General features: G+C 71.0%; 7 protein-coding genes. All 7 read right to left on the bottom strand.

Going from position 1 to position 12,511, the window contains the following annotated elements:
* Positions 1-125: 125 nt before the first annotated feature.
* The 7 genes from rpmA to ACWIHY_RS17810 all read right to left on the bottom strand — a co-directional run bounded on the left by rpmA (position 126) and on the right by ACWIHY_RS17810 (position 12,468).
* Positions 126-383, bottom strand: coding sequence for a 50S ribosomal protein L27 (gene rpmA / locus ACWIHY_RS17840; RefSeq protein WP_069928781.1), 258 nt, complete (start codon positions 381-383; stop codon positions 126-128).
* Between the two features lie 11 nt (positions 384-394).
* Positions 395-715: a 50S ribosomal protein L21 gene (gene rplU / locus ACWIHY_RS17835; protein ID WP_028813461.1), complete on the bottom strand. Its 321-nt coding sequence runs from the start codon at positions 713-715 to the stop codon at positions 395-397.
* A 260-nt stretch (positions 716-975) separates the two neighbouring features.
* Positions 976-3,780: a CDP-glycerol glycerophosphotransferase family protein gene (locus ACWIHY_RS17830; protein ID WP_454376579.1), complete on the bottom strand. Its 2,805-nt coding sequence runs from the start codon at positions 3,778-3,780 to the stop codon at positions 976-978.
* Positions 3,781-3,948: 168 nt separating this feature from the next.
* Positions 3,949-7,992, bottom strand: a complete 4,044-nt coding sequence (locus tag ACWIHY_RS17825; protein ID WP_454376578.1) for an Rne/Rng family ribonuclease — start codon at positions 7,990-7,992, stop codon at positions 3,949-3,951.
* Between the two features lie 230 nt (positions 7,993-8,222).
* Positions 8,223-9,005 (bottom strand): TIGR03936 family radical SAM-associated protein, encoded by a 783-nt coding sequence (locus tag ACWIHY_RS17820; protein ID WP_454376577.1) that lies wholly within the window; start codon positions 9,003-9,005, stop codon positions 8,223-8,225.
* Between the two features lie 130 nt (positions 9,006-9,135).
* A complete protein-coding gene (locus ACWIHY_RS17815) occupies positions 9,136-10,404 on the bottom strand; it encodes a hypothetical protein (protein WP_454376576.1) in 1,269 nt (422 codons plus the stop codon).
* 138 nt (positions 10,405-10,542) lie between these two features.
* Positions 10,543-12,468, bottom strand: a complete 1,926-nt coding sequence (locus ACWIHY_RS17810) for a TIGR03960 family B12-binding radical SAM protein (protein WP_454376575.1) — start codon at positions 12,466-12,468, stop codon at positions 10,543-10,545.
* Positions 12,469-12,511 lie beyond the last annotated feature (43 nt).

Genomic DNA, 12,511 nt, shown 5'->3' with positions numbered 1-12,511 from the left:
TCCTCCAGTACATACGGAAATGTCTACATACGTAACACGCCAAGGGCGGCCGCGCTTCCCCGTCACCCGGGAAAGAGCGTCCGCCCTCGGAAAGTGCTGTGTGTATCGCTCGACGAAAGCCGGAATTACTCGGCGATCGGAACGATGTTCACAACCTTGCGGCCACGGTGCGTGCCGAACTCGACCGCGCCGGCGGCGAGTGCGAACAGCGTGTCGTCGCCGCCACGGCCGACGCCCGAGCCCGGGTGGAAGTGGGTGCCGCGCTGGCGAACCAGGATCTCACCGGCGTTGACGGCCTGACCGCCGAAGCGCTTCACGCCGAGCCGCTGGGCATTGGAGTCGCGACCGTTCCGAGTGGACGATGCGCCCTTCTTGTGTGCCATGTCTCAGTCCCTTACTTCGCAGCCGTGGGGATACCGGTGACCTTGATCGCCGTGTACTGCTGGCGGTGACCCTGGCGACGGCGGTAGCCGGTCTTGTTCTTGTACCGAAGGATGTCGATCTTGGCACCCTTGTGGTGGTCCACGACCTCGGCGGTGACCTTGATCCCGGCCAGGACCCACGGGTCGCTGGTGACGGAGTCGCCGTCGACAACGAGCAGGGTCGAGAGCTCGACCGTGTCGCCAACCTTGGCCGTGGGAATCTTGTCAACCTCAACGATGTCGTCGACAGCAACCTTGTGCTGGCGACCACCGCTGCGCACGATGGCGTACACGCTGATCTCTCTTTCGCTCGGGACGGGACCCCTGATGCCAGCCGCTCACACGGGCCGGGGGCCCGCGACGAGTCCGAATGGACGAGCGGCCTCTAACGGCTCCCCGAAGGAGGGCCGGAAGGGAGGTGCTCAGGAGATGGCGTGCACAAAAACACGCCGACGGTCAAGAGTACGGGCCGCCACAGGGAGGGTCAAACCGGGTCCGGCGGGTCACTCCCGGGGGCTGTCGCTCGCACGGGCCGCTCCCCCTCCCTCCACTCTCACTCCCCCGCGGCGATCTCCAGCATCCTGTCGACCACCCGGGCGGAGGCGAGGCCGTCGGAAGGCTCGCAGAAGTCCTTCACGAAGCGCGCGTACTTCTCCTTGTACCGCGCCGACACCGAGTCGATGTTCCTGATCGCGTCGACCAGGTCCTCCGAGGTCTTCAGCAGCGGCCCCGGCGCCCGCTCGGTGAAGTCGAAGTAGAAGCCGCGCAGTGTGTCCCGGTAGTGCTCCAGGTCGTACGTGAAGAACAGCATCGGCCGGCCCGAGTGCGCGAAGTCGAAGAGCACCGACGAGTAGTCCGTGATCAGTACGTCGGCGATCAGGTACAGATCCGCGATGTCCGGGTAGGCCGCCACGTCGTGGACGAAGCCCTGGCCGGCACCCGGAATGCTGTCCAGCACCTTGTTGTGCTTGCGGTAGAGAAACACGTGGTCGTGGCCCAGCGCCTTCTCGGCCGCGGTCAGGTCGACCTGCTGGTCGAGCTTGAACCGCTTGCCCTCGTAGCGCTGGTCGTCACGCCACGTCGGCGCGTACAGCACGACCTTCTTGCCGTCCGGGATGCCCAGCTGCTCGCGCACCCGCGCTGCCTTCTTGTCCCGTTCCTCCGCGCGGAAGATGTCGTTGCGCGGGTAGCCGGCCTCCAGCACCTCGCACTTGAGCTGGAAGGCGTGCGTCATGATCGGTGTGGTGAAGGCGTTCGGCGACACGAAGAGACTGAACTGCCGCGAGCGCTGCGGCAGGCTCGCGATGTACGCGAGGTTCGCCTTCGGGGTGCCCAGCAGGTCGGCACCGATGCGCTTGAGCGGCGTACCGTGCCACGTCTGTACGACGACCTGGCCCTCCCGACGCGTGAACCAGTCGTTGATGCCGACGTTGGTCACGACATACCGGCAGCGGGCCAGCGCCTCGTACCACTCCTCGCTGCCCCAGGCGACGCCGCGCACCCCGGCGGGAAGCACCGCCTGCTCGTCGGCGACCACCGCGATGTGCTCGACGTCCGTCCCCCGGCGTACGAGCTCCTGGTGGACCGCCCGGGGCGAGTCCGAGAACTGCTTGCCGCCGAAGCTGTTGTAGAGGACGGCCTCGCGCAGCGGAAGCCGCTGCTGCTCCGGGTAGTACGTGTCCCTCAGCTGCCGCTGCCGGTAACCGCCGCGGACCTGCCGGCTCAGCGCGGAGCCCGAGCGCAGGAAGAACCGGTCGAAGAAGCGGCGGTCCACGGTGTACTTGCGGTGCTGCCCCTTGTGCGCCATCGGCAGGGAGCCGACGAGGTCCGGGCGGATCGTCACCGGAATGTCGTTCGCGTGGTCCCATTCGGTCGCGACGCGGAAGGCGAAGTACCAGCGGCCGCCGCGCAGCGGAAGCGTTCCTTCGTACGTCGGCATCGCGTCCGGCGCGATGAGCGCGGAGAACCGGCCGTCGGCGACCTCGACGGGCAGCACCTTCTCCTCGTGCCGGGTGCCGTGCCGCAGGACGAGCCGCATCGGCTCGTCGGGCCCCTGAAAGGAGCCCTGGAGGGAGAGTTCCCCCCGTGCCGTCCAGCGCATCCGGTCGACGACCGGCTGCACCACCCTGGCCTGGAGGAAGAAGGTGCCCGCCCCGTCCGTGTGCGCGGCGAGCTCCCGGCCGCCGGCGAGCCGGTACGTACCGGTGCGCAGGGTCTGGGCGACGGTGGCGCGGCGGCTGGTGCCGTCGGCGAACACGATGCTGACGCGGGAGTTGTGCACATGCTTGGGGCGCACCCCGTCGACGGGAATGTCCGCGAAGGGGACGTACGCCGCGCTCCTGGCCCAGCCGTCGCCGTAACTGCCCTCGCGGTTCTCGAGCGGGTACAGGTGCTCGGCCGGCTTCCCGGCCGCCGCGTCGGGCGTCCCGGAGGCCGGGTGGGTCACCCGCAGCGCGACGGGCTTGCGGTCCGCGGTGGTCTTCGGGCTGCAGCGCACCGTCAGCTCCACACCGTCCCGTACGGCCCCGTGCGCCTCGACCTCGGCCGGAACCACGTCCACGCTCAGCTGGAAACGGTCTTCGCTGAAGCCCGCCACCACCCGCACACCGTCGTCGAAGACCTGCACCCGGCTGTGCCCGGCGCGGCCCGCGTCGCTCTTGCGCACGCGCCCGACGGAGAGACCGCCGGGCCTCGGTATGCCGATGCCGAGCGCCCAGGTGCCCGACTGCCAGCGCCCCCGGGAGCGCAGCCGCCTCGGGTCGATCGTGATCTCGAAGCCCGACCAGTCGTACGCGTGCAGGCCGCCCTTCGCCGACGTGGTCGCGCGCGGCTCAGGGACCGTCTTCAGCCTGAGCGCCACGCTGCCGCCGCCCCCCTCCTTCCGGAGCCCGGCGATCCGTACGGAACGCTTCCCGGTCGCGGCCGGGGCATTGGGCACGTACGCGAAACCGCGCAGGACCAGTCGGCCGTCCTGCCAGCGCATGTCGGTCAGCCTGCTGCGCACCGGCAGCTCGCGCCGTTGGAGGTTCCTCGCCAGGGGCGGCAGTGCGCCCAGGCCCACGCCGGGCAGTGTGATACGGGCCTTCCTGAGCCCCTTGACCTGGTAGACCCCGGGGTTCTGCCGCTCGTACCGAAGCACCTCGACCAGCTCGTCCGTGCGCCCCTGCGCGGCCAGGTGCCACTGGACCCGGCTGACCGGCGGGAGCTTCGCCACCGTCTTGGGGGCCGCCCGCGCCATGAACTCCCGTGCGGCGGTGAGGAATTCGGCGCGCTCTTGCGCCGAAGCCTCCGGGAAGTACTTCATGCTCCGGCTCAGTCGGTCGGAAAGCATGCCGGTGTCTGCGGGGCTGGACGCCATGGGTGACGGACCTTTCAAGGAAAACTGGAGGTAAACCCCAGGGAAAGAAATCGCAGACAAGACCTCTCAGGTCGGCAAAAGGTTGCATGAAGACAGCAATGTGGGCTGTCCCGGAATCTCCTTCCGGGACAGCCCACAGAGCTGTAGTGCGCGAGGTACGACCTGAGGTCAGTCCTCGGTGGGTGCCGAGACCGTCGACGGCGACTGCTGCTCCGCAGCCGAAGTCTTCTTCGAGGCCGACGCCTTCTTGGCCGTCGTCTTCTTGGCGGTCGTCTTCTTCGCGGCGGTCTTCTTGGCAGCCGTCGCCTTCTTCGCCGGGGCCTTCTTGGCGGCCGTCTTACGAGCCGTCTTCTTGGCCGGAGCCACGACCTCGGCCTCAGCCTCGGCCTCGGCGCCCTGTTCGGCCACCGGTGCCTCGACGACCAGTACGGCCGCCTCTTCGGCGCCCTTGGGCGATCCGGCCGGCGCGGACGCCTTACGGGTCGCACGACGGCGCGCACGCGGCGGAGCCGCGGCTGCGGGCTCCTCCGCCGGGGCCTCGGCCACGGGAGCCTCGGTCACCGGCTCGGCCGCCTTGGGCTCCTCGGCCTTCGGCTCCTGCGCCACGGGGGCGGGAGCGACGACCTGGACCTCCTCGGCCACGACCGGTTCGGCGGTCTTCGGCGCACCGGCCGGAGCGGTCGCCTTACGCGTCGCACGACGGCGCGTACGAACCGGGGCGGCTTCCTGCACAACGGGCTCGGGCTCGACCACGGGCTCGGGCTCGGGCACCGCGACGGCCGCGGGCTCCGGCTCCGGTGCGTACACCGGTTCCGCCGCCTTCGGCGCACCGGCCGGAGCCGTCGCCTTGCGCGACGCCCGACGGCGCGAACGGCCGCGTCCCGCAGCCGCCTCGGCCTCGGCGGGGCTGCTGTACAGGTCCTCGTCCGGTACGAACTCGGGCTCGGGCAGCGCGATCGGCGCGGCCACCTCTGCGGCGACCTCGGCCTCCGTCTCCACCTCGGTCTCGGCCTCGGCCCGCTCCACGTGCTCGTGCTCGGCCTCACCACCGCGGCCGCGCTTCTTCGCGCGCTTGCCGCCGCCACCGCCTCCGGCGGCGGTCGGCTGCTCCATGTGCACGATGACGCCGCGCCCGTTGCAGTGGACGCAGGTCTCGGAGAAGGACTCCAGCAGACCCTGGCCCACCCGCTTGCGGGTCATCTGGACCAGGCCCAGCGACGTGACCTCGGCGACCTGGTGCTTCGTACGGTCGCGTCCCAGGCATTCCAGCAGGCGCCGCAGCACCAGGTCGCGGTTCGACTCCAGGACCATGTCGATGAAGTCGATGACGACGATGCCGCCCAGGTCGCGCAGCCGCAGCTGGCGCACGATCTCCTCGGCCGCCTCCAGATTGTTCCTGGTCACGGTCTCTTCGAGGTTGCCGCCCTGACCGGTGAACTTGCCGGTGTTGACGTCGACGACGATCATCGCCTCGGTCTTGTCGATGACCAGCGAACCGCCGCTCGGCAGGTAGACCTTGCGGTCCAGCGCCTTCATCAGCTGCTCGTCGATCCGGTACGTCGCGAAGACGTCGACCTCCGACGTCCAGCGCGAGAGCCGGTCCGTCAGGTCCGGGGCGACGTGGTTGACGTAGCCGTGGATGGTCTGCCACGCCTCGTCACCACTGACGATCACCTTCGAGAAGTCCTCGTTGAAGATGTCGCGGACGACGCGGACGGTCATGTCCGGCTCGCCGTAGAGAAGCGTCGGACCGCTGGTCGCGCCGCTGCTCTTCGACTTCTTCTGGATGTCTTCCCACTGCTGCTGCAGACGCTCGACGTCACGGCGCAGCTCGTCCTCGCTCGCGCCCTCGGCGGCGGTGCGCACGATGACGCCCGCGTCCTCGGGAACGATCTTCTTGAGGATGGTCTTCAGACGCGCGCGCTCGGTGTCGGGCAGCTTGCGGCTGATGCCGGTCATCGAGCCCTCGGGCACGTAGACCAGGTAGCGGCCGGGCAGCGAGACCTGGCTGGTCAGGCGGGCGCCCTTGTGACCGATCGGGTCCTTCGTGACCTGCACGAGGACCGACTGGCCGGACTTGAGGGCGGTCTCGATGCGGCGGGGGCCGTGGCCCATGCCCAGCGCGTCGAAGTTCACCTCACCGGCGTACAGGACGGCGTTGCGGCCCTTGCCGATGTCGACGAAGGCGGCCTCCATCGACGGCAGTACGTTCTGGACCTTGCCCAGGTAGACGTTGCCGACGTACGAGGTCGACTGCTCCTTGTTGACGTAGTGCTCGACGAGGATGTTGTCCTCGAGCACGCCGATCTGGGTGCGGTCGCCGTTCTGGCGCACGACCATCACGCGCTCGACGGCCTCGCGGCGCGCCAGGAACTCGGCCTCGGTGATGATCGGGACGCGGCGGCGGCCCTGCTCACGGCCCTCGCGACGGCGCTGCTTCTTGGCCTCCATACGGGTCGAGCCCTTGATGGACTGGACCTCGTCGAAGCCGGTACCGGGCTCGCGCTCCGCTTCCTTCTTGCGCGGCTCGCGGACCTTGACGACCGTACGCTCGGGGTCGTCGACACCGTTCGCCTCGGTCTCCGGGCCCGCGTCACCGCTACGACGGCGACGGCGACGGCGACGACGGCTGGAGGCGGAACCCGCACCTGACTCGTCCTCCTCGTCCTCGGCGCGCTCCTCCTCCTCGGCCCGCTCAGCCGCGGCCTCGTCGGACGTGTCCTGCTCCTCGGCCTCCTCGGAGTCGGGCAGCTCGCCACGGCGACGGCGACGGCCACCGCGGCGACGGCGGCGCGCCCTGCGGTCCTCGGCCTCGTCGGACTCGTCCTGCGCCTCTTCGTCGCGCTCTTCCTCGACGGCCTCGGCGGGCTCCTGCGGCTGCGGCGCGGCCTCGACGGCGCGCTCGGGACGCTCGGCGCGCTCCGTGTGCTCGGTCCGCTCCGTGCGCTCGTCCTCGGCGGGCTCACCGCGGCGACGGCGACGGCGGCCGCGCGGTGCGGCCTGCGGGGCGGGAGGGGCCTCGATGGTGACGGTCTCCTCCGCCTCCTCTTCCTCCTCCACGTCCTCGATGTAGTCCGGCTCCGTCACCCGGGCGGCGGCGGCCGCGGCTGCCGTCTCGGGGGTCTGGAACATCGGCTCGGTGAAGACCGGTGCCTGGAACACGGCCACGGCGGGCCGCGTCGCACGGCGGCGCGAACGCGCCGGCTCCTCTGCGGGCTCTGCGGCTGCGGCCTTCGGCGCGGCGGCCTCGTCGGCAGCGGCCTCGTCGGCGGCCTTACGGCCGGCGCGACGGCGCGGCGTACGGCCACGCGGGGCTTCCTCGGCGGTCTCGGCGGCGACAGGCGCGGGCTCGGCGGCGGCAGCCGGAGCCTCTTCGGCTTCAGCTTCGGCCTCGGCCGGCTTCGGCGCACCGGCAGGCGCGGTCGCCTTACGGGTGGCACGACGACGGCTGCGCCCACGCGGCGCCTCTTCGGCGGCCTCGTCGGCTGCCGGGGCGGCAGGAGCGGCCTGGGCTTCGTCGGCGGCGGGAGCCGCAGGGGCCTCCACAGCGGCCTCGGCTTCGGCGGGCTTCGGCGCACCGGCAGGCGCGGTCGCCTTACGGGTGGCACGACGACGCGTACGGGCCGGCGGAGCGGCCTCCTCGACGGCGTCGGGCGAAACGGCGGCCTCGGGCTCGGGCGCGGCGACGGGCTCGGTCGCGGCCGGGACCTCGACGGCAGCCGGCTCCTCGGTCTTCGGCGCACCGGCCGGAGCCGTCGCCTTGCGCGTCGCACGGCGACGCGTACGGGCCGGCGGAGCGTCGGTGCTCTCCGCGGGCTCGGCGGGCTGCTCGGCAGGAGCCGCAGGGGTCTCCACAGCGGCCTCGGCCTCGGCGGGCTTCGGCGCACCGGCGGGCGCGGTCGCCTTGCGGGTGGCACGACGGCGCGTACGGGCCGGCGGAGCAGCCTCGGTGCTGTCCTCGGGCTGGGTGGGCTCGTTGGTGTCGTTCACGGCACCCTCTCCGGCCGGTATGGCCGGAGCCGCGGCCTCCGTGCTGGCGGCGGACTGCGCTACGGCCTTGTCGTCACCGGACGGCGGTCCGGCAGGACGCGAGGCCGCGCGGCGCCGGCGGCGCGGCGGCAGGGTGTCGCTGGGCGAGTGGTTGTTGTCGGTGTCCCCGGCGGTACGCGCGGTACCTGCCGAGGGCTCGGTGGAATCGTTCGGCTCAAGCATGCGGGCGGTTCTCCCGTCACGCTCCCGGGCGCCACACCTGGTTCCGGTCCGGTCCGGTCCGAGCGATGAGCGCGGTACCGCCGTCCGGGGCGCGGGCGCCGCACGGGAGCTGTTGTCTAGCTCGCCGGTTCCGTACGCGGTATACGCACGGCCTGGCGAAAGTCTTCTGGTCAGTGCGCGGCCCGACCCAGGTGGCTCCCGAGTACGAGGGCTGCGCTACAACGACCGCCCTACGCGGAACCTGCACCTTCCGGCGCCTTCGCGGCGGTCAGTCCGGCGGCCGTGGGTGGGGCGGCCGTGACTGCCTCGCGGTCGGGCGCGAGCGGGTCGGTCACCGTGCCGGACTCCTCGTCGAAGAGCCCCTGCGCCAGCCTGGTCACCGCTGCGGGGACCGGCGGCGCCAGGTCGGCCACAGCTCGGAGACCGGACAGGACGTCGTCGGGTCGTACGGCGGGTGTCAAGTGCCGAACAACCAGCCGCAGTATCGCACAGGGCTTGTCCTCCGGCCTATCGGACGGCGCGGTAACGGCCTGCAGGCCGACGACGGCACTGCGCGCGTCGAAGGACCGCATGCCGTTCTTGGTACGGCGCTGGACCTCGACGCTCTCAGCCGCGAGGAAGGCCTCGACGGCCTTCTCCGCGTCTTCGGGAGCGACGCCCTCGAGGCGCATCTCCCATACGGAGGCCTGCAACCGGTCGGCGAGACCCGACGTACGCGCTTCGACCGCGTCCGTGATGTCGAGTCCGTCCGGGAGCGACTCGTTGAGCAGCTCGCGCAGCTCGTCCGCGTCGCGGGTGGCGGTCAGTGCGATCTCCAGGTACTCGGCCTCGCTGCCCGTACCGGTGGGTGCGGCATTGGCGTACGAGACCTTCGGGTGCGGGGTGAAGCCGGCCGAGTACGCCATGGGTACGGCGGCGCGGCGCAGCGCCCGCTCGAAAGCGCGCTGGAAGTCACGGTGGCTGGTGAACCGGAGGCGGCCGCGCTTGGTGTAGCGCAGTCGGATGCGCTGCACCGCCGGTGCGGGCGGCGGGCCTTCGGGCTGTCGCTTGCCCAGTGGTTCTTCTCCTCGTGCGGGGCGGCGCGCTGTCCGCGCGTCACCCTTCCGGCGTGGGGATCGTCCCCCCCGCGTCCCGGCGGCCGGCTCACCCCTGCTCGGCTGTGCTTTTGCCAACCAGGGAGATCTCGGACGCGGGTGCCGCGCTGGGGGCGGTGGTCTTACTACCCAGAGTACGCGCAGGAGTCCGCACCGGTTCCACGGCCTCGGCCGGACCAGCGGCCGGGCCCGCGGCGGGCCAGGTGTCCGCCGGGCCTCCGACGAGCGCGCGCCACGCGTCGCGCCGAGCCTGGCGCACGGTCTCCCGCGCGGTCCGCAGCGCACCGCGCGCCGTCCGCCCCGCTTCGAGGGCCGCCGTCTTGACCGGAGCCCAGAGGGTGTCGCGCACCCAGTGCCCCACGGGCGTGCACACGCCGAGCCACACCCAGCGCACCGGCCGGCCCACGAGGTTCCACCCGAGCCATTTCAGGGCGCGCCCGACGGCCCGGGAGATGTACCCGGCGATGCGCCAGGCGTGCCCGGCAGCGGCGGCGACCTCCACGCCGACCGGGACCAGGACGGCGCGCCACACCCACGCGACGGGCCGCACCAGGAGTGTCATCACACACCACACGGCCCCCGCCCACAGCCCGCGCGCGAGCCCGAGGACCAGCCAGGCGATCCCCCGGCCCAGCGGAGCGAGCACGTACTGCCACAGCGCCACCCACGGCCAGACGAACAGCGCCTTGCCCACCCGGGCGAGCACGTGCCCGACCGGGGTGAGGACGTATGCGTACAGCCACACCAGCGGCACCACGACGAGCGTCCGCACCAACAGGCCCACCGCCGAGCCCACGGCACCCGCGGCGATCGCGACCGCGTGCCCGACGGCGCGCCCGAGCCGGGCGAGCCCGCGCCCGAAGCAGGCCAGGCCGTGCCCGAACCCGCGCGCCAGCCACGCCAGCCCGTGCCCGACCGGGGTCAGCACCTGCCGGTACAGCCACACCGCCGGCGCCACGATCCCGTACCGGACGAGCGGCACCACGACGTACTTCCACAGCAGCACCCACGGCATGACGAACACGGCGTGAGCGACGTACCCGAGCGCCTTCGCGACGGGGACGAGGACCTTGGCGTACAGCCACACCAGCGGTGTCACGACCAGCAGTCGCAAGACCGCGCCGAGCGCGCGGCCGACGGCCTTCCCGCACACGGTGAGCAGGTCCCACGCCATCCGCACGGGCACCACCAGGACCAGCACGACGATGCGCACCGGGATCCTGATGAAGGCAGTCAGACAGCCTTCCGCCTGCGGCGTCTCGCGCCGGGGCGCGGGCGGCTGCGACGCCGGCGGCTGAGGCTGCTTTTCGAAGTCCATGCAGGGAGAGACGCGTCAGCCCGCCGTCCGGATCCCCCGTCGTAGTCCGGTTGTCGATCCGTTACGCACGAAGGCCGTTACGCCTGAAGGCCCGGCCGGGGGCTTCCCCCGGCCGGGCCTTCAGGCAGTGCGCGGCTTCTACTTGACGACCGTCAGCGGCAGCAGCTTCTTGCCCGTCGGGCCGATCTGGATCTGCGTGTCCATCTGCGGGCAGACGCCGCAGTCGAAGCACGGGGTCCAGCGGCAGTCCTCGACCTCGGTCTCGTCGAGCGAGTCCTGCCAGTCCTCCCAGAGCCAGTCCTTGTCGAGACCGGAGTCCAGGTGGTCCCAGGGCAGGACCTCCTCGTACGTACGCTCACGCGTCGTGTACCAGTCGACGTCCACGCCGAAGTCCGGCAGCGTCTTCGCGGCGGCTTCCATCCAGCGGTCGTAACTGAAGTACTCGCGCCAGCCGTCGAAGCGCCCGCCGCCCTCGTAGACGGCGCGGATGACGGAGCCGATGCGCCGGTCGCCGCGCGAGAGGAGTCCCTCGACGATGCCGGGCTTGCCGTCGTGGTAGCGGAAGCCGATGGAACGGCCGTACTTCTTGTCGCCGCGGATCTTGTCGCGCAGCTTCTCGAGCCGCGCGTCGGTCTCCTCGGCGCTGAGCTGCGGCGCCCACTGGAACGGGGTGTGCGGCTTGGGCACGAACCCGCCGATGGAGACGGTGCAGCGGATGTCGTTCTGACCCGACACCTTGCGGCCCTCGGCGATGACCTTGACGGCCATGTCGCCGATCTGCAGGACGTCGTCGTCGGTCTCGGTGGGCAGGCCGCACATGAAGTACAGCTTCACCTGACGCCAGCCGTTGCCGTACGCCGTCGAGACCGTCCGGATGAGGTCCTCTTCCGAGACCATCTTGTTGATGACCTTGCGGATGCGCTCCGAACCGCCCTCGGGAGCGAAGGTCAGGCCGGACCTGCGGCCGTTCCTGGTCAGCTCGTTGGCGAGGTCGATGTTGAACGCGTCCACGCGGGTCGACGGCAGCGAAAGACCGATCTTGTCTTCCTCGTACCGGTCGGCGAGACCCTTCGCGACCTCGGCGATCTCGGTGTGGTCGGCGGAGGAGAGGGAGAGCAGGCCCACCTCCTCGAAGCCGGTCGCCTTGAGACCCTTCTCCACCATGTCGCCGATGCCGGTGATGCTTCGCTCCCGCACGGGGCGCGTGATCATGCCGGCCTGGCAGAAACGGCAGCCGCGGGTGCAGCCGCGGAAGATCTCGACGGACATCCGCTCGTGGACGGTCTCCGCGAGCGGGACCAGCGGCTGCTTCGGGTAGGGCCACTCGTCGAGGTCCATGACGGTGTGCTTGGACACGCGCCACGGCACGCCGGACCTGTTCGGTACGACGCGGCCGATGCGGCCGTCGGGCAGGTACTCGACGTCGTAGAACCGGGGAACGTACACGCCGCCGGTCTTGCTCAGCCGGAACAGCACCTCGTCACGCCCGCCGGGACGGCCCTCGGCCTTCCAGGCACGGACGATCTCGGTGATCTCCAGGACGGCCTGCTCGCCGTCGCCGATCACCGCGCAGTCGATGAAGTCCGCGATCGGCTCGGGGTTGAACGCGGCGTGCCCGCCCGCGAGGACGATCGGGTCGTCGAGCGTGCGGTCCTTGGACTCCAGCGGGATGCCCGCCAGGTCCAGGGCCGTCAGCATGTTCGTGTAGCCGAGCTCGGTGGAGAAGCTCAGCCCGAAGACGTCGAACGCCTTGACGGGCCGGTGCGCGTCCACCGTGAACTGCGGGACCTGGTGCTCGCGCATGAGCGCCTCGAGGTCCGGCCACACGCTGTAGGTGCGCTCGGCCAGGACCCCTTCGCGCTCGTTCAGCACCTCGTAAAGAATCATGACGCCCTGATTGGGCAGCCCGACCTCGTACGCGTCGGGGTACATGAGCGCCCACCGGACGTCCGTTGCGTCCCAGTCCTTGACGGTGGAGTTGAGTTCGCCGCCGACGTACTGGATCGGCTTCTGGACATGCGGGAGAAGCGCTTCCAGGCGTGGGAAGACCGACTCGACAGGCATCGTGTGTCTCTCATGAGCTGGCAGGGGGGACCATCAAGCGTAC

It is taken from the genome of Streptomyces sp. NPDC055287 (assembly GCF_053646035.1).
This window is presented reverse-complemented; position numbering and strand designations above follow the sequence as displayed.